Here is a 17,712-nt window from a genome sequence, read left to right on the forward strand (position 1 = left end):
GTGGACCACGGCCGGCGCCCGCGACAACGCCCTGGTCCGCGCCATGCTCACCGGCTGCTGGGGCGAACGCCTGCCCACGCCCGCCCTGCCGCCGGTGCCGTCCGGCTCCACCGCCCCCGCCCAGCGCCGCGCCGACGGGCCGCCGGCCGGCGGTGCGGTGCGGCCGTGGGCCAGGGGTCCACTTTCGTGAGGCGTGGCGTGCGGGCCGGAGCCGGCCGCGAGGGTGCGGCGTGGGGCCGGCGGCGGGTGTGACGTGCGACGACGGGCCCGGAACGGCGGGGTGTCGTCGTGCGTCACGGGTGACGGCCGGCCCAAGCCTTGGTGAAGGGTCGGCGAACGCGGTGGCGGGAACCCGGTCCCTTTTTGTACCGTGGGTGAACAAAGTGGCTCCCGCCCGTTCTCCCTGACCGGCGGGCGGGGCCGCCTTGGTCCCGCTTCGAGGACACCGCCCCAGGCGTTCCCCCTCCCTTTCTGGAGTTGCCGATGACGGCCACTGCCGTACTCACCGCCCGCGCCCTCCTTCTGGACATGGACGGCACCCTCGTCAACTCCGACGCCTCGGTGGAGCGCGTGTGGCGGCGCTGGGCCGACCGGCACGGGCTCGACGGCGACGAGGTCATGAAGGTCGTGCACGGCCGCCAGGGGTACGCCTCGATGGCACTGCTGCTGCCCGGCCGCCCCATGGAGCAGAACCACGCCGACAACGCCCGCATGCTCGCCGAGGAGACCGCCGACACCGAGGGTGTCGTCCAGGTACCCGGCGCCCGCGAGTTCCTGGCCTCCCTCGAGGGCCTGCCGCACGCCCTCGTGACGTCCGCCGATGTCGCCCTGTCGACGGCGAGGATGGCCGCCGCCGGGCTGCGGCAGCCCGATGTGCGGGTGACGGCGGAGTCCGTCGGCGCGAGCAAGCCCGACCCCGAGGGGTTCCTGAAGGGTGCGGCCGAACTGGGTGTCGCCCCGGCCGACTGTGTGGTCCTCGAGGACTCCGGCGCCGGCATCGCGGCAGGCCGCGCGGCCGGTATGCGCGTCGTGGGCATCGGCCCCCGCGCCGGCTTCCACGCCCCCGACGCGGTCGTGGAGGACCTGACCCGGGTACGGGTGGAATCCGCTCCGGACGGCACGATCCGCCTGCACATCACGAGGTAGGCGGGGAGAGGGGGACCTGTGGCCCCCGTTGTCCCGTGATCCCCGGCCCTCAGGTCTCCGCTTCCAGGCGGGCCCGGGTCAGGGGGCCGTAGACGCCCAGCTCGTCGCGGACACCACGGGACCACTGGTAGGTGCGCAGGGCCTCCTCCACGCGGTGACTGAACCGGCCGTCGATGTGGTCGTGGTACAGGTACACCTGACGCAGGCGCTGCTGGAGGTCGGCGACCTCCGGGCCGCGGTCGCCCCGGCGCAGCACCGGGGCGGTGTCGTCGTCGCCCTCGTCCGTGTCCCCGGGGGTGTCCGCGGCGGGGGAGGAGGCCTCCGGGGCCGGGGACGGCTCGGCCGGCGCCGACGGGCTCGGTGAGGTGCCGGCGGACGCCGACGCCGACGCCGGGGGCGAAGGCGAGGCCGGTGCGCTCGCGCTCGCGGACGGGGACTCCGACACGGGGGCGGACGACGTCGGCGGGGCGGAGGGCGACGCACCGTCCGCCGGCTCCGCGGACGGCGCGTAGGACGACGGGTCCGGGACGCTCGCCCGTACGTCCTCCGGCGCCGCGTCGTCGCGGGACGGAGTCTCGTAGGAGAACATCCCGCTCGCCCACCCGGCCGCCCCCACCACCGTGATGACGGCCCCCGCGACCGCGAGCAGCACCCCACGGCGGCGCCGGCGGGGCGGTGCCTCCTCGAAGCCGTCCGGACCACGACCGTCCGGACCACGACCGTCCGGACCACGACCGTCCGGACCGTGACCGTCCGGACCGTGACCGTCCGGGCCGTGCCCCTCGGGTCCGTGCCCCTCGGCTCCCTGGGCGCCAGGGACGCGCCCGATCGGCTGTGTCGCGTCGAACAGGTTCAGGTCCGTGGCGCTCGGCCGGGTCGCCGCGGCGCCCAGGGGCGCCGGCAGTACGGACGTCGCGTCCGCTGCGCCGGGTGCCGCCTCCGGCGGGAGGGTGCGCAACCGCATCGTCTCGCCGGGCGCTCCCGAGGCGTCCGGCGGGGTGTTGGGAGAGGTCCCTGACGGAGCGCCGGGCGGGGTGCCCGGCTTCTCCGCGGACGGGCCGGCGTCCGGGGGCGTGACCGTGCCCGGCCGCCCGGCCGCCCCATCCGGCGTACCGCGTGTGCTCTCCCCGTCGAGCTCGACATACGGCCGGATGCGCAGCGGGTCGAAGTCCTCCGCCGCCGCGGCCTGAGCCGTGCGGGCGTCGCGGAGGGCGTCGGACGCACGCAGCGTGCAGGCGCAGGAAGGGGTGTTGTCCCTGTGCCTGGGCGCACCGCACTCCGGGCACGGGTTTCCGTTCGGCTGTTCCACGTGTGGTCCCTCCCCTCACGAACTCCAGAGATTATGCAGATCTCCTTCACAGCCTGGTCCGCGCGCCCCCGGAATGCGAACTTCCGCGAGGACTCAACAGGCCATAACGGGTCACACAGATCACGATGGAGGTGGCAACGAGAACCTGTGGAGGTCTTCATGGCCGGCGACGCGCACGGTACGGCGCCGAAGGCGAGCGACGCGCAGCCCGCACCCCGCACCGGGCCGCCGACCCCCGGCGCACCGGAACAGGTGTCCGGCAACGTCCGTTTCTCGATCGGCGCCCTGCTGCTCGGTCTGCTGCTCGCCGCCCTCGACCAGACCATCGTGTCCACCGCCCTGCCCACCATCGTCAGCGACCTGGGCGGCCTGGAGCACCTCTCCTGGGTGGTCACCGCGTACCTGCTGGCCTCCACCGCCGCGACCCCCCTGTGGGGCAAACTCGGCGACCAGTACGGACGAAAGCGCCTCTTCCAGCTCGCTATCGTCATCTTCCTGGTGGGGTCCGCGCTGTGCGGCGCCGCCCAGGACATGCCGCAGCTGATCGGGTTCCGCGCCCTTCAGGGGCTGGGCGGCGGCGGGCTGATCGTGCTGTCGATGGCGATCGTCGGCGACCTCGTGCCGCCCCGTGAACGCGGCCGCTACCAGGGCCTGTTCGGGGCCGTGTTCGGCACGACCAGCGTGCTCGGGCCGCTGCTCGGCGGAGTGTTCACCCAGCACTGGAGCTGGCGCTGGGTGTTCTACATCAACGTGCCCGTCGGCATCGTCGCGCTCGCCGTGATCGCGGCCGTGCTGCACATCCCGCGCAGGTCGGCCAAGCACGTCATCGACTACCTCGGCACCTTCCTCATCGCCTCCGTCGCCACCTCCCTGGTGCTGGTCGCCTCCCTCGGCGGTACCACCTGGGCCTGGAGCTCGCCGCTGATCATCGGGCTCGTGGTGCTCGGCGCCGTCCTCATCGTCGCCTTCGTGGCCGTGGAACGCCGGGCCGCCGAGCCCGTACTGCCGCTGAAGCTGTTCGGGGTGCGCACCTTCTCGCTCGCCGCCGTGATCAGCTTCATCGTCGGCTTCGCCATGTTCGGCGCGCTGACGTACCTGCCGACCTTCCTCCAGGTGGTGCACGGCATCACCCCCACCATGTCCGGCGTGCACATGCTGCCGATGGTGGCCGGCATGCTGCTGGCCTCCACCGGCTCCGGACAGATCGTCAGCCGTACCGGCCGCTGGAAGGTCTTCCCGATCCTGGGCACCGGCATCACCGCCGTCGGGCTGCTGCTGCTCCATCAGCTCGACGCGCACAGCTCCACCGGGGTGATGAGCGCCTTCTTCTTCGTCTTCGGCCTCGGACTCGGTCTGGTGATGCAGGTCCTCGTGCTCATCGTGCAGAACGCCGTCTCCTACGAGGATCTCGGCGTCGCCACCTCCGGCGCGACCTTCTTCCGGTCCATCGGCGCGTCGTTCGGCGTCGCCATCTTCGGAGCGATCTTCGCGAGCCGCCTCGGCGGCGAACTCACGGCCGCCTTCCGGGAAGCGCCGCTCCCGCCCGGCGTCTCCACCGAGACACTGGAGGCCGACCCGCGCGGCATCGCCGCCCTGCCGCCCCCGCTGCGCCCTCCGGCCCTCGACGCCTACTCCACCGCCATCACCGACGTCTTCCTGTACGCCGTGCCCGTCGCCCTCGTCGGCTTCCTGCTGGCGTGGTTCCTCAAGGAGGACCGGCTGCGCGCCTCGGTCACCGCCCCCGACGTGACCGAGACCCTCGCCAGCAACCCTGTGGAGCGGTCCTCGTACGACGAGGTGTGCCGCGCGCTGTCGGTGCTCGGCACCCGCGAGGGGCGGCGCGAGATCTACCGGAAGATCACCGATCGCGCGGGCTACGACCTGCTGCCCGCGGCGAGCTGGCTGCTGCTGCGGATGAGGAGGCACGGCTCGGTGGAACCGGCCCGGCTCGCCGAGCGCAACCCGGTCCCGCTGAGCGTCGTCCTGGAGGCCACCCGCCAGGTCGAGATCAGGCACCTCGCCGTGCGCAGGGGCCTCGACATGGTGCTGACCGACGAGGGCCGCGAGGTGAGCGAACGCCTCGCGCGGGCCCGTGAGGAGTCCCTGGCCGAGCTGCTCGGCGACTGGTGGGGACCGGACCGCCCCACCGATCTGGTGCGACTGGTCCACGAACTGAACGACGAACTGTGCGGCTCACGCGGCGAACGCCCGCAGAGCGAACGGACGGTGACGCCGACGGGCTGAGGCGGGTGAGCGTGCTGGGGCGGTTCGGGGCGGGTGACCCGGCGTGTCAGCCGAGCCGCCGGGCGAACCAGTGCTCGGCGTACGGCTCCGCGTTGTGCGGCTCGGTCTCCGCGTACCCCAGCCGGGCGTACAGGGCGCGCGCCTCGACGAGGTCACCGCGGGTGTCGAGGACCATCCGGGCCGCGCCCGCCCGGCGGGCCGTGTCCTCCGCCTCCCGCACCAGCAGCCCCGCACCGCCCCTGCCCCGCATCCCCTCGTACAGGAACACCCGGGTCAGTTCGGCGGTCGTGCCGTCCAGCAGCCGGTAACCCGCGCTCCCGGCCGGCTCACCCGCGTACCGCGCGACCAGCAGCCCTCCGCGCGGCGCCGCCAGGCCGCCCTCCGCCCCGGCGGCGATCTCCCGCTCCAGCTCCTCCGGCGGGGTCCGGCGTCCCTCGTGCAGCAGGTACCAGCGGTCGCTGACTTCCGTGTAGTACGCCCGCCAGAGCGCGGCGGCGGCGGGCGAGTCGTACGGTTCGGGGGCAACAGTCCATGTCATGGCCGCATTCTGGAAGGCCCGTACGGCCGGCCGCACGCGCATTTCGGCGGCCGCGGAACCGGCGCGGGGGCCCCGGAGTCTGTGTCGCGCAGTTTGTGCGCCGGGCATCGGGCAACCCGGGAGGGACGAACCGGCTCGCGAGGAGTGCCGGTTGGGCCGAGACCCCGGAAGGCATCCATGTCCACTGGCCTGATCATTGCGTTGATCGTGATTGTCGCGGTCGTTGTCGCCGTCGCGGCCGTGCTGACCCTGCGTACCCGTGGCCCGAGGCACGGCACGGGCCTGAAGCGCCGCTTCGGGCCCGAGTACGACCGTGCTGTCGCCCGTCACGACGGCGACACCAAGGCCGCCGAGCGGGAACTCGCCGAGCGCGTGGAGCGCCACGGCGACCTGCGCTCACGGCCGTTGGAGTCCGCCGAGCGTGAGCACTTCGAGGCGCGCTGGACGGCCGCCCAGGAGCGGTTCGTCGAATCCCCGCGCGATGCCGTCGCCGAGGCGGACCGGCTGATCGCCGAACTCGCCGGCGCCCGCGGCTTCCCCGCCGGCGGACACTACGAGGACCAGCTCTCCGCGCTGTCCGTGCACCACGCCCACCACGTCGAGGGCTACCGGCGCGTGCACCGCGTGGCCCAGGCGCGCGCGAACGGCGCGCAGGACGGCGGCGCGGGCACCGAGGAGATGCGCGAGGCCATGGTCGAGGCCCGCGCCCTGTTCGAGGAGCTGATCCGTCCGTCCCGGCGCGACGGCGGACGCCACCGCCCCGACGCCGGTCACCACGGCGCCGACGCCGACCGTACGTCCCCGGCCGCCCGCCGCGGCCACCGCACGCCGTCCCTGCTGCACCGGCGCCAGGCCAAGGAGAGCTGAACGACATGACCGACGTGACCCGACGCCCCGGTGGCACCCCGCTGACCGGGGACACCCCCCGCCCCACCCCCGACACCGCCCGCGGTGCCGAGAGCCCGCCGGCCGCCGCGCACCCGCGGCCCGGCGACACCGCGTCCCGCACGGACGTGGAGAAGTCCGCCCCGACGGCGGGCGGTACGCCTCCCCACCACGGCGGCGCTCACCACCGTCTCCTCCCGCACGACGACACCGACCAGCTCGCCGCACAGTTGCAGCACGCCGTCGCCGGGTTCGTCGACGCCCCGCACGACGCCGTACGGGAGGCCGACGACGTACTGCGGGAGCTGACCGAGCGCTTCACGGACGCCATGACCGAGCGTCGCCGCACCCTGCGCCGGTCCTGGGGGACCGACACGGCGGGCACCGCGGGTCCCGGCGACGGTCAGGCCGCCGCGGCGACCGATACCGAGCAGCTGCGCCTCGCCCTGCGCGACTACCGCGAGCTGGCGGAACGGCTGCTACACGTCTGAGGGGTCCGCCCCGCCCGCCGCCGCCCGGCGCTCCCGCCACTGGCGTACGACGTCCTCGACGTCGTACGGCTTCCTACCCAGCGGGGGGCCGGGCGGCGGCTTGAGCATCATGTCGCTGATCCGGGCGTTGATCTCCGTGATGACCTTCCGGACGATCCGCTCCGAGGGAGCCGCGAGGGCCGCCTCCAGCGCGTCCTCGGCCTCCTTGCGCAGGGCCAGCGCAGGCGGCAGCACCGAGAAGCCCTCGCGGGCCATCTTCCGCTTCACCCATCACAGTTCGTCGTAGGTGCTCTCGACCTCGCTGGGGAGCGGCTTGCCCACCCCCGCCAGCTGCTGGAAGTCCCCGCGTGCTTCGGCATCGCGGATCTGCTTGTCGACCCAGCTTTCGAAGTCGACGCCGGGTGGCTTTCGCTCGGTCATGACTTCATTGTGCCGGACGCCACCCGGCCGGGCGTTTTATCATTCGGCGGCGGCAGGCCGTTCCGGCCGCCGTGCGAAGCCGTTCCGGCCACCGCCGGGCCCGGGCCCTCCTCGGCCCGCAGGACGTCTCAGGAGGACCACAGGTGCTCGAACTCACCATGGCCGCGGTGTCCGCGGCGGAAGCGGGTGCCACGGCGGGCATGCTCATGGCCGACGCGCCCAGCGAGCCGGGCGCCCTGCTGCGGGTGGGCCGGGACACGTCGCTGTGCCGGCTCTCGACGCCGGACGACTGGCTGTTCGTCTCGCGGGTCCACCTGGAGTTCGGCTGTACGCAGGACGGCACCTGGCAGCTGACCTGGCTGCGCGGCTCCCTGCCCGAGCCGTCCTCCGAGGTCCGGCTGACCGTCGGAGGCCACGCCCAGCCGGTCACCTACGGCGGCACCGTCGCGCTGACCCGGGGCGGCAGCGGCGAGGTCGTCATCCAGGACCGCACCGCCCCGCGCAGCGTCAACGTGGGGTTCTACCACGAGGTGTGAAGCGCGGGACTCACGCGCAAGGCGGTGACGGCCGGGGCGCGGGCGCCGTCCGAGGTCCCCGGATCACGCCAGGACGCGCGCCAGCGCGAAGCCGTCGTAGCCCTTGGTGCCGACGGTCTGGATCGCCGTACCCGTCAGCCTGGGGTGCGAGCCGATGATGTCGAGGGCGGCGCGGGTGCCCACCACGTCCGGATCGGTGTTGTCCGGATCGGCCACCCGCCCGCCCCGGACGACGTTGTCCAGCACGATCAGACTCCCCGCGCTGGTCAGCCGGAGAGCCCACTCCATGTACCGCGGGTTGTTCACCTTGTCGGCGTCGATGAAGACCAGGTCGAACGGGGACGGGTTCTCGTCGGCCAGTGCGGGCAGCGAGTCCAGCGCGGCGCCCACCCGCACCTCGACACGCTGGTCGAGACCCGCGCGGGCGATGTTGCGGACCGCGACCTCGGCGTGCCGGGGGTCGTACTCCAGGGTGACCAGCCGCCCGTCGGGCGGCAGGGCGCGGCCCAGCCAGATGGTGCTGTAGCCGCCCAGGGTGCCGATCTCCAGGATGCTGCGGGCGCCCTGCACCTGGGCGAGGAGCTGGAGCAGCTTGCCCGCCGGGGCGGAGACGGCGATCCGTGGCAGCCCGGCGGCATCGCTGTCGCGCAGGGCGGCCGCCAGAGCCTCGTCGGGGGTGTCGGTCAGGAGACGGCCGGCGAAGTAGTCGTCCACCGTGTGCCAGAGCTGCGGCTCGCCCATGCACCTGTACCTTCCGTGGGATCGGTCAGCGTCTCCGGCTGAGGTCGCCACCGAAGATACGCCGCCCCTCCGTCGCCGGCAGGCGTTTTCCGGACGTGTCCCGGAGGGTTCCGGCGCCGGCGGCGGAACCGGCAGCGGGCGGCCCTCCGCCCCGAGGCCCTCCGCCCCGAGGCACTCCGCCCCGAGTTGCCCTCCGCCCCGAGGTGCCCTCCGCCTCACCGCGAACCCGCCGCCCGCTCGTGGTGACCCCCTCCCGTGCCGTCCGCACGCGAGGTGATCACCCGCGGATTATCGTCATCGGGAAAAAGCGAGAGGGATGTCAGGTGAACCCGGGATGTCCCGCGTCCCTCTCCAGGGGCAGTGCGTACCGCATAGGGTGCGCAGGAGGAATCGGCACGCACAGGATGTGCGGGGCGGAACGGGGCGGGAGGCCGACGGGGCGTGGCGAACGCGGAGCACGGTGGGCGACCGGCGGAGGCACTCGGGACCACAGTCGCCGACGGCGGTCCCCGGGCACGGCTGCGCGTTGCGCGCCTGGGGCTGTGGCTGCTCGCGGCGGTCCTCGCCGCACGCCAGGTCGCCGCCGTCCTCACCACCCCCAGCGGGGAACGGCTGACCGCCCTGGGGACCTGGGTGGGCCCCGAGGGCGTCCTGCACGTGAGCGGCTCCCTCTACGATTCCACCCGGTTCACCGGCACCCCCTTCAGCGGACTCGTCCTCAAACCCCTCACCCGCCCCGCCGAAGAGGCCCTCGGCTGGGGGTGGACCTTCGGCACCCTGCTGCTGGTCGTCGCCCTCGGGGTGATCGCCGCCCGTGCGCTGCCGCAGCCGGTCGGCCGCCGCACCGCGCTGCTCGCCGCGCCGGTCGCCGTCAGCCTGCTCATGCTGTCCCTGCCGGTGCGCAGCACCCTCTGGCTCGGCCAGACCAGCGTCATCCCGGTGCTGCTCGTCCTGCTGGGCTGCTTCGCCGCCCACGGCCAGCGCGTCAGCGGCGCCCTCATCGGTGTCGCGGCGGCGCTCCAGCCCACCCTCCTCCTCTTCGCCCCGCTGCTGTGGTTCACCGGCCGCCGCCGCGCCGCCGCCGCCACCGGAGTCACCTTCGCCGCCACCACGGCGCTCGCCTGGGCCGCGATGCCGCGCGATTCCGCCACCTACTGGGTGCACCACCTGGCCGGCACCGGCCTCGGCGGACCCGCCGACGACCGCGCCAACCAGTCCCTGCACGGCGCCCTGCTCCGCCTCGGCCTCGAAGGCCCCCTGGAGATCGTCCTCTTCCTGCTGCTCGGCGCGGCCGTCGTGACCCTCGCCCTGCGCCGCGCCGTCCGCTACGCCCACGACGGCCAGTTGCTCCTCGCGGTCGCCGTCACCGGCTGCGCCGCCATCGTGGTCGCGCCGACCGCGTGGCAGCACCAGCTGCTGTGGGTGCTGCTCGCCGCCGTCGGCCGGGTGGGCAAGCGTGCCCGCGACCGCCTGGTGTGGCCCGTCGCCGTCGTGCTCGCGATGACGCTGCCGGCGAAGATGATGCTGCCGAACATGACGTTCCTGTACCCGGTACGGGACAACGTCGTCCTCCTCGCCGCCCTGGCCGCCGCCACCGCGGTCCCCTTCCTCTCCCGCGGCTCGCAGTACTTCCGCACCCCGATCCCCACCCGGTACGCGGACCCCGTCCCCGCCCGCTTCTCCTTCGTCCCGCTGCTGCCGTTCCTGCGCCGGGTGCTCATCCGCCCGAACCTCCTGCTCGAACTCCTCCTCATCCGCGTCACCTACGCCGCGTACGCCAAGGTCCGGCTCGCCGCGACCGGCGGCAGCAACTCGGCCGGCCGGGAGCGGGCCGAGGAGCACGGACAGCAGATCCTCGACCTGGAACGCCTGCTCCACATCGACATCGAGCACACCGTCAACCACGCGGTGGTCAAGATCGGCTGGCTGCGGAACTTCTTCGACTTCTACTACACGTCGTTCCACTTCATCGTCCCGCTGACCGTCCTCGGCCTGCTCCTGTGGCGCCGCCCCGTCGACTACCGCTGGGCCCGCTCGGCCCTCGGCTTCGCCACGATCCTCGCCCTGGTCGGCTTCTGGCTCTACCCGCTCGCCCCGCCCCGCCTCATGCCCGGTTTCGGGATCATCGACACGGTCCACGGCGTCCAGGACTTCTCCCAGCCCGACTACGGCACCCTGACCCACCTCACCAACCAGTACGCGGCGATGCCGTCCCTGCACTTCGGCTGGTCCCTGTGGTGCGGACTGGTCATCGCGATCATCGCGCCGAAGCTCTGGATGAAGGCCCTCGGCCTCCTCCATCCCCTCTTCACGGCCGCCGCGATCGTCGCCACCGGCAACCACTGGATCCTGGACGCGGCCGGCGGGGCACTCGTCGTCGGCGCCGGCTTCGGCCTCACGTACCTGCTCCAGGGACCCCGGGCCCGTACGGCGGTGGAGGCCGCCCCGGAACTCAGCAGCGCGCCGGCGGCGCCGGCCAGGGACCGTACTCCGAGCTGATCCGGTACTCACCCGCCGCCGTCACGGTCAGTCGCGTGAACTCGCCCTCCCGGCTCAGACATCCCCCGCCGTCGGTCCGCAGCCACGGCGAGTACGCGATCCGGACCGTGACCGCCCCCGGCCGTGCCATCCGCACCACCAGATCGGCGCTGGAGGCCCGCACGACCGACCCCGGCTCGTCGACCAGGGGCACGGCGTCCAGGACCCGGAACACCTGCCAGTGGGCGTCCTGCCACACGGGCAGCAGCCAGCCGGGCCGCTGGTGCCGTATCAGCCGTGCCTCCTCCTCGGCGAACCCGTCGGGCGTGCCGTCCGGCAGCACGACGAACCCGACCGCCCACCGGTCCAGCCACGCCCGGTAGGAGGCGGCGGAGAAGGACCCGTCGTAGAACAGCCGCGCCCGCTCCATGTCCAACTGCCGGTTCCAGCCGCGGGCGAGGTGCAGGTGGGGCGCGAGCGCCGTGGCCTCCCGGTGATTGCGCGCGGGCACGACCTCGACGCGGGTCCGCTCCGCCCCGAGCCCTTCGAGTGCCCGGACGACCCCCTCGGTCCGGACCGCCCAGGCCGGGACGTCCGTGGAGACACGGAGGTCGTCGACGGTCTTCTGGCCCGTCCACGCGAGCGAGCACACCAGGGCGGCGACCAGCAGTCCGCGCCGCAGCGCACGCAGCCGAGGCTGTGCGAGCAGCGCGGTGAGGAGCGCGACGGGCGCGGCGTACTCGGCGAACCGCTCGACGTTCGTGCCGATGGGGGAGGGGACGAGATACACGAGCACGGTCCCGACGGCGTAGACGATCGCGCTCCGGCGGACCACGTGCCAGGAGGGCGGGGAGAGCAGGGCGACGGCGACTCCGAGGAGGACGGGCGGCCATATCCGGCCGGCCGGCATCAACTGCTCCCCCTGGAACGGGAACAGCCGGCTGACCGCCCCGACGACGAGAGCGGGCGGCAGCAGCAGGGCGCAGGCATGCCGGGGCTGCCGGTGGAGCGCGTACCCGCCCCCGACCACGGCGAGGAACAACCCGGCGACCGGGGACGCCATGGTGGCGAGGGCGGCGTGGGCACCGGCGATGAGGAGACGTTTCTCCCGGCCCAGGAACAGACACGCGGCGAGTCCGAAGGCGACCCCGAGGGCGAAGGTGGTCCGCCCGGAGGCCACGTTGCACCAGAGCGCGAGGGCGGCGAGCAGGGCGGGCGCGAGGGGTCTTCGCCGCTGGGCCCGCCGGACGAGCACGGCCGCGATCCAGGTGGCGGCGAGCCCGGAGACGACGGTGAGACCCCTGACCCCCAGGACCGCCATCAAGTACGGCGAGACGACGCTGTAGTTGGCGGTGTGCATCCCGCCGTACCAGAACAGGTTGTACGCCGAACTCCCGTGCCGCACGGCGAAGTCGGCCCATGCCTCCTGAGCGGCGAGATCACCGCCGCCGGTGGCGAGGAGACGCCACCACAGGGCGTAGAGAGGAAGCACGGAGAGCGTCGCGAGCAGGGGTACGCGATGCTGCCGGAGAGCGGTGGACAGGGGCCGTGCAGGCTCAACGGCCGCGTGCGCGCGCGGAGTCAGGGTGAGATCGACAGGAGGCACGATCACGTAGACGTGGAACCGGGCGGGGACGTTCACTGGCGGGCCGTGCCCGGCGGCGGCATGGACCCGCGCAGGCGGATGCCCGATGATCGGGCGCATGGAGAACCGCGTATCGGCTTCCGGGACGGCTGCCCGTCCCGGACCACCTCATCTGGCCGGCCTGACCGAGCCCGCCGGGCGCCCCGGCAATGTGTCCGAGCCCTACTGGGCGGGGTTGCTGGAGGCCGGCTGGGCGGCGCGGCTGCGTGCCGAGGACGGCCGCACCCGGTTCCGGCTGCACTACTACGGGCAGCGGTGCGAAGGGCTGATCACCGGCGACGAGTTGCCCGCGCTGGTGTACGCGGTCACCGCGTCGGGGCGGCGGATCCTGCTCTTCGACGGCGCGGCACACGGCTACGACGCGATGTTCTGCGACACCTGGGACGAAGACCGGCTGCGCACGCGCCGCGCCGACCAGGTGTATGTCGACGCCGACGGGGAGGACACCTTCGAGGTGGTGATCTGGGCCGGCTACGGCATCGACTGGGAGGACGAACGGGACTCCTTCGTGGACGCCGACGACCCCGGACGGGTCACGCTCGCCGACGGTCGTCGCATCCCGTTCGACACCGCTCGCCGCGCCGCCTTCGACGCGCTGTCCATCACGGCCACCAATGCCCGCCGCCGTGCCACCGACGTGGTGTCGGAGGAACTGGCCTGAGCACGTGTTCCCCGGCGCCGTGGTGCCCGCGGGCCTGTTTCGGCTCCCTTCCCGGAACCGCCCGGCCCGTGCGGCCCAGGCTCGACGCTCCGGGGACGGCGAAGGCGGCGGCCCCGGGGATCGTGGGGCCGCCGCCTTCGGTACCGGGGTGTCCCGCGTGATCAGTACCAGTGGTTGGACTGCCAGAAGGACCAGGCGTCGCAGGCGCTGCCGTAGCGGTCGTTCATGTAGTCCAGACCCCACTTGATCTGCGTGGCGGGGTTGGTCTTCCAGTCGGAGCCTGCCGAGGCCATCTTCGAGGCGGGCAGGGCCTGGACCAGGCCGTAGGCGCCACTGGAGGCGTTGGTGGCGGTGGGGTTCCAGCCGCTCTCGTGCTGGACGATCTTCGAGAAGCACTGGAACTCGGCCGAGTTGCCGATCATCTTCTGCGCGGTCGCCCGGGCCGAGGAAGCGCTCGTGCTCGCGGCCTGGGCGGGCGCGGCGGCGATCAGGGTGCCGCAGGTGGCGGCGACCAGGGCGGCACCGGCGAGAGTCTTCTTCGGGGTGGCGACGGTGCGGAGGAAGGAAGCGGCGGACACAGGCGGCCTTTCGGTCGGAAGCAGGGGGGGCGCGCTACGCCGTACCGGATGCCGTGGTGTGCGGCGGGGGCATGCGTCGGCGCCGCGACCCCGGAAGGGGCGTTGGCGCCTGGCGACTGCTCCACAGAAGCAAATCCACGGATTGCCCGCAAAGGTCCCTTTTACTACGGGAGGTCGGAGGAGGGATGGCGCGCGGCCGATGCCTCCTGTGCGGGCCCGGGTGTGGCTACGGCTCCGGGTCGTATGTGAGGCGGGTCATGTGGGGTGCTTCACCCTCCCGGACACGGTGTGTGCGCGAGGGGCTACCCGGCGCTGTCCCCGAAGGTGACCGGGGTCTCGAAAGCCGCCCGGCGGGTGGCCCGGCGCAGGGCCTTGAGGAGGGAGGCGCCGGCGGTGAGGGTCAGGACGACGGTGATCAGGGCGCGGCCCAGGTCCCAGCCGAGGGACGTCGCCAGGCAGTAGGCCAGGAAGCGGGCCAGGTTGGCGGGGAGCGAGGCGTCGGGGTCGAAGGAGATGTTGGAAGCCAGGGCGGACATGAAGGGCCAGCCCGCCATGTTCATCACCGTGCCGTAGGCGAAGGCCGCCAGGAAGCCGTACACGGCGAGCATCCAGACCTCCGGGCGGCCGCGCAGACGGTCGGCGCCCGGGAGGAAGCCCGCGCCCATGGTGAACCAGCCCATCGCCAGCATCTGGAACGGCAGCCAGGGGCCCACGCCGCCGGTGAGCAGCGCGGACGCGAACATCGTCACCGAGCCGAGGACGAAGCCGAAGCCCGGACCGAGGACCCTGCCGCTCAGGACCATGAGGAAGAACATGGGTTCCAGACCGGCCGTACCCGCGCCGATGGGACGCAGGGCCGCGCCCGTCGCCGCCAGGACGCCGAGCATCGCCACCGCCTTCGGGCCGAGGCCCGACTCCGAGATGGTCGCCGCGACGACCGCGACCAGCAGCACCAGCAGGCCGGCGAAGAGCCACGGCGCGTCCTGCGCGTGGGCGTTCAGCGTGGAGTCGGGCGGGGCGAGGAAGGGCCAGCCGAAGCCGGCCACACCCACCGCGCTGACCAGCGCGAGGGCCAGCCAGGAGCGGGGGCCCAGGCGGATGGCCCGCGCCTGGCGGTCCGTGCGCGGCGCCGTGGCGGGTGTGGTGGGTGTGGCCGGCGAGGTGGGGAGCTTGGTCATGGGGTCAGCGCCTCTCGGACCTGGGAGACCGTGAGCCAGGGCCGCGGGGCCAGGATCTTCGCCACCTGGGGGGCGAAGGACGGGGACGCCACGACCACCTCCGCCGACGGGCCGTCCGCGATCACCTCGCCCTCGGCGAGCAGGACGACACGGTGGGCCAGCTCCGCCGCCAGTTCCACGTCGTGCGTGGCCATGACGATGGCGTGGCCTTCGGCGGCCAGCCCCCGCAGGATCGCCACCAGACGGGACTTCGCCGCGTAGTCCAGCCCCCGGGTCGGCTCGTCCAGGAGGAGGAGCGGCGGGCGGGCCGTCAGGACGACCGCGAGGGCGAGGGTCAGGCGCTGGCCCTCGGAGAGGTCACGGGGGTGCGTCCCGTCGGCCACGGACGGGAGGAGTTCGGTGAGAAGGGCGCGGCAGGTGCCGGGGGGTGCCTCCGCGTCCCGGTCGGCGGCCGCGCACTCGGCCGCGACGGTGTCCGCGTAGAGGAGGTCGCGGGGTTCCTGGGGGACGAGGCCGACCCGGCGGACCAGGTCGCGGGGGCGGGTGCGGTGCGGGACCGCGCCGCCGGTGCGGACCGAGCCGGAGGACGGGGTGACCAGGCCCACCAGCGCGCCGAGCAGCGTCGACTTCCCGGCGCCGTTGCGGCCCATCAGGGCGATCGTCTCGCCGGGGGTGACCGTCAGATCGACCCCTTGCAGGGCCTGGACACGGTCACGGCGCACCGCGAGCGAACGGACCTCGGCCACGGGCGCGGCGGTGTCGCTCGCCTTCGTGCGGCCGAACCGGCGCTTCCCGGCAGCGGAAGGCGCGGGCGCGGTGCCGGTGCCGGCAGGGGGCGGCTCGTGGCCGGCCAGGCGGTCACGCAGGCCACCCGCCCTGCGGCGGGCGTCGCGGACCGTCAGGGGAAGGGGGGACCAGCCCGCCAGGCGGCCCAGGGCGACCACCGGGGGGTGGACGGGGGAGACCGCCATCACCTCCGGCGGGGTGCCCAGCCACGGGCGTTCGCCGGGGCCCGGCAGCAGGGCCACCTGGTCGGCGTACTGGACGACGCGTTCCAGGCGGTGCTCGGCCATCAGGACCGTGGTGCCCAGGTCGTGGACCAGGCGCTGGAGGACGGCCAGGACCTCTTCGGCCGCCGCCGGATCCAGCGCGGACGTCGGCTCGTCGAGGACCAGGACCCGGGGGTGGGGGGTGAGGACCGAGCCGATGGCCACGCGCTGCTGCTGGCCGCCGGAGAGGGTGGCGATGGAGCGGTCGCGGAGGTCGGCGAGGCCGAGGAGGTCCAGGGTCTCCTCGACCCTGCGGCGCATCACGTCCGGGGGCAGGCCCAGCGACTCCATACCGTAGGCGAGTTCGTCCTCCACCGTGTCGGTCACGAAGTGGGAGAGCGGGTCCTGGCCCACCGTGCCGACGACATCGGCGAGTTCACGCGGCTTGTGGGTGCGGGTGTCACGGCCCGCGACCGTGACCCTGCCGTGCAGCGTGCCGCCGGTGAAGTGCGGGACCAGGCCGCTCACCGCGCCCAGGATCGTCGACTTGCCCACGCCGGACGGGCCGACGAGGAGCACCAGTTCGCCCTCGGGGACCTCGAAGTCGACGCCGTGGACCGCGGGTTGCGCCGTACCGTCGTAGGTCACCGACACGTTCTCGAAGCGGATCACGTCGTCGGCTCCTTGCGGGTGTCCGTGGCCGCCTCGGGGGCGGGGGTGATGAAGGCGGGGAGCAGGCCGAGGAGGACCGCCGCCGCCGGCCACAGGGGGAGGGTGGGCGCCACGAGCGGGACCACACCGGGGTTCAGGGCCGCCGGATCGCGGGAGGCGGCGAGGGTGAGCAGTGCCGCCACCGCGACTCCGGACGCGGTGACCAGCCAGGCCCGGGTGTCCCAGGCGTCCGGGCGGTAGCGGGTGCGCAGCGTGCGGCGGCCGCCGAGCCAGAGGCCGACGAGGGCGGCGGCCAGTCCGGCGAGGAGGACGGGGACGCCGTAGGTCCCGCCCTCGGCGGTGAGGAGTCCGTAGGTGCCCGCGCAGATGCCGAGCAGACCGCCGAGGGTGAGGGCGGAGGTGGTACGGCGGACGGCGGGTGGTACGTCGGCGGTACGTCCGTAGCCGCGCGCGTCCATCGCGGCGGCCAGGGCGACCGAGCGCTCCAGCGCGCCCTCCAGGACCGGGAGTCCCACGTGCAGGAGTCCGCGCACACCCTTGTCGGGACGGCCGCGCAGCCGGCGCGCGGCGCGCAGCCGCTGTACGTCGGCGATGAGGTTGGGGGCGAAGGTCAGTGCCACGACCACCGCCACGCCCATCTCGTACAGGGCGCCGGGAAGGGACTTGAGCAGCCGGGAGGGGTTGGCGAGGGCGTTCGCCGCGCCCACGCAGATGAGGAGGGTGGCCAGGCGGAGGGCGTCGTACAGCGCGAAGGTCAGGGCCTCCGCGGTGACCCTGCCGCCCAGGCGGATGCCCTGCGCCCAGTCGGGGAGGGGGACTTCGGGGAGGCTGAGGACGGTGTGGCTGCCCGGGATGGGGGAGCCGAGGACCACCGCGAAGACGAGTCGGATCACGATGACCAGGGCGGCGAGCTTGAGGAAGGCGCTGTAGGAGCGGGACCAGGGGGTGTGGGGTCGGCGGGTCGCCACGACGTAGGCGGAGGTCACGATGAGGAGAGTGAGGAGGAGGGGGTTGGTGGTACGGGTCGCGGCGGTGCCGAGGGCCAGCGCCCAGAGCCACCAGGCGCCGGGGTGGAGCTGTGCGCGCGGCGGGCGGGGCTGAGCGGGGGTGAGCTGTTCCGCCGGCGTTCGCCGCACGGGGGCACCCTCCTGGGCGGGGCTGCCCCCGTCGCTCCGGGAGCACCCCCGCCGCAGGCGGCGCG

General features: G+C 73.8%; 15 protein-coding genes and 2 pseudogenes. 8 read left to right on the plus strand and 9 right to left on the minus strand.

Annotated features, from left to right (window positions below):
* Window positions 1-190 (plus strand): annotated as a pseudogene (locus HTV45_RS07740) (TetR/AcrR family transcriptional regulator); the annotation flags it as partial.
* Window positions 191-483: 293 nt separating this feature from the next.
* Window positions 484-1,146 (plus strand): HAD-IA family hydrolase, encoded by a 663-nt coding sequence (locus tag HTV45_RS07745; RefSeq protein ID WP_215204898.1) that lies wholly within the window; start codon window positions 484-486, stop codon window positions 1,144-1,146.
* Between the two features lie 49 nt (window positions 1,147-1,195).
* Here the strand turns inward: HTV45_RS07745 and HTV45_RS35000 are convergent, their stop codons facing one another.
* Window positions 1,196-2,455 carry a peptidoglycan-binding protein gene (locus HTV45_RS35000; protein ID WP_215204899.1) on the minus strand — a complete coding sequence of 420 codons (1,260 nt, stop codon included), beginning with the start codon at window positions 2,453-2,455 and terminating at the stop codon, window positions 1,196-1,198.
* A gap of 159 nt (window positions 2,456-2,614) precedes the next feature.
* Here HTV45_RS35000 and HTV45_RS07755 point away from each other — a divergent pair, with 159 nt between their 5' ends.
* On the plus strand, window positions 2,615-4,699 hold the full coding sequence (locus tag HTV45_RS07755; RefSeq protein ID WP_215204900.1) for an MFS transporter: 2,085 nt from the start codon (window positions 2,615-2,617) through the stop codon (window positions 4,697-4,699).
* Between the two features lie 46 nt (window positions 4,700-4,745).
* Here the strand turns inward: HTV45_RS07755 and HTV45_RS07760 are convergent, their stop codons facing one another.
* The gene (locus HTV45_RS07760) at window positions 4,746-5,237 is read right to left on the minus strand and encodes a GNAT family N-acetyltransferase (protein WP_215204901.1); all 492 of its coding nucleotides are present in this window, start codon (window positions 5,235-5,237) and stop codon (window positions 4,746-4,748) included.
* Window positions 5,238-5,414: 177 nt separating this feature from the next.
* Between HTV45_RS07760 and HTV45_RS07765 the strand changes: the two genes are divergently transcribed.
* Both HTV45_RS07765 and HTV45_RS07770 read left to right on the plus strand, forming a co-directional pair.
* On the plus strand, window positions 5,415-6,104 hold the full coding sequence (locus tag HTV45_RS07765; RefSeq protein WP_215204902.1) for a hypothetical protein: 690 nt from the start codon (window positions 5,415-5,417) through the stop codon (window positions 6,102-6,104).
* Between the two features lie 5 nt (window positions 6,105-6,109).
* Window positions 6,110-6,613, plus strand: coding sequence for a hypothetical protein (locus tag HTV45_RS07770; protein ID WP_251691662.1), 504 nt, complete (start codon window positions 6,110-6,112; stop codon window positions 6,611-6,613).
* Here the strand turns inward: HTV45_RS07770 and HTV45_RS07775 are convergent.
* A pseudogene (locus tag HTV45_RS07775) lies at window positions 6,602-7,033 on the minus strand (DUF1992 domain-containing protein). The gene HTV45_RS07770 and the pseudogene HTV45_RS07775 overlap by 12 nt on opposite strands.
* A 143-nt stretch (window positions 7,034-7,176) precedes the next feature.
* Between HTV45_RS07775 and HTV45_RS07780 the strand changes: the two are divergent.
* Window positions 7,177-7,569: a hypothetical protein gene (locus HTV45_RS07780; RefSeq protein WP_215204903.1), complete on the plus strand. Its 393-nt coding sequence runs from the start codon at window positions 7,177-7,179 to the stop codon at window positions 7,567-7,569.
* Between the two features lie 63 nt (window positions 7,570-7,632).
* On the opposite strand, the gene HTV45_RS07785 is transcribed toward HTV45_RS07780, so the two are convergent.
* Complete coding sequence (locus HTV45_RS07785; protein WP_215204904.1) at window positions 7,633-8,310, minus strand: O-methyltransferase; 678 nt, start codon at window positions 8,308-8,310, stop codon at window positions 7,633-7,635.
* Window positions 8,311-8,751: 441 nt separating this feature from the next.
* On the opposite strand from HTV45_RS07785, the gene HTV45_RS07790 reads away from it, so the two are divergent.
* Entirely contained in the window at window positions 8,752-10,809 is a 2,058-nt protein-coding gene (locus HTV45_RS07790; protein WP_215204905.1) for a bifunctional glycosyltransferase 87/phosphatase PAP2 family protein, read from the plus strand.
* Here HTV45_RS07790 and HTV45_RS07795 read toward each other — a convergent pair.
* Window positions 10,763-12,493 (minus strand): hypothetical protein, encoded by a 1,731-nt coding sequence (locus HTV45_RS07795; protein ID WP_251691664.1) that lies wholly within the window; start codon window positions 12,491-12,493, stop codon window positions 10,763-10,765. The genes HTV45_RS07790 and HTV45_RS07795 overlap by 47 nt on opposite strands.
* On the opposite strand from HTV45_RS07795, the gene HTV45_RS07800 reads away from it, so the two are divergent.
* The gene (locus tag HTV45_RS07800; RefSeq protein ID WP_215204906.1) at window positions 12,492-13,094 is read left to right on the plus strand and encodes a hypothetical protein; all 603 of its coding nucleotides are present in this window, start codon (window positions 12,492-12,494) and stop codon (window positions 13,092-13,094) included. The two genes, HTV45_RS07795 and HTV45_RS07800, sit on opposite strands and share 2 nt — an antisense overlap.
* Before the next feature lie 161 nt (window positions 13,095-13,255).
* Here the strand turns inward: HTV45_RS07800 and HTV45_RS07805 are convergent, their stop codons facing one another.
* From HTV45_RS07805 to HTV45_RS07820, 4 genes are all read right to left on the minus strand, one after another.
* Window positions 13,256-13,672 (minus strand): transglycosylase SLT domain-containing protein, encoded by a 417-nt coding sequence (locus HTV45_RS07805; RefSeq protein ID WP_215204907.1) that lies wholly within the window; start codon window positions 13,670-13,672, stop codon window positions 13,256-13,258.
* A gap of 302 nt (window positions 13,673-13,974) precedes the next feature.
* Window positions 13,975-14,850: an ECF transporter S component gene (locus HTV45_RS07810; protein ID WP_215204908.1), complete on the minus strand. Its 876-nt coding sequence runs from the start codon at window positions 14,848-14,850 to the stop codon at window positions 13,975-13,977.
* Window positions 14,847-16,511: an ABC transporter ATP-binding protein gene (locus HTV45_RS07815; RefSeq protein ID WP_215204909.1), complete on the minus strand. Its 1,665-nt coding sequence runs from the start codon at window positions 16,509-16,511 to the stop codon at window positions 14,847-14,849. The genes HTV45_RS07810 and HTV45_RS07815 overlap by 4 nt, the downstream gene beginning before the upstream one ends.
* Complete coding sequence (locus HTV45_RS07820; protein ID WP_308309286.1) at window positions 16,508-17,647, minus strand: energy-coupling factor transporter transmembrane component T; 1,140 nt, start codon at window positions 17,645-17,647, stop codon at window positions 16,508-16,510. Before HTV45_RS07820 ends, HTV45_RS07815 begins: the two co-directional genes overlap by 4 nt.
* Window positions 17,648-17,712 lie beyond the last annotated feature (65 nt).

Source organism: Streptomyces sp. CHD11 (assembly GCF_018638295.1).
In the GTDB taxonomy this organism is placed as follows: domain Bacteria; phylum Actinomycetota; class Actinomycetes; order Streptomycetales; family Streptomycetaceae; genus Streptomyces.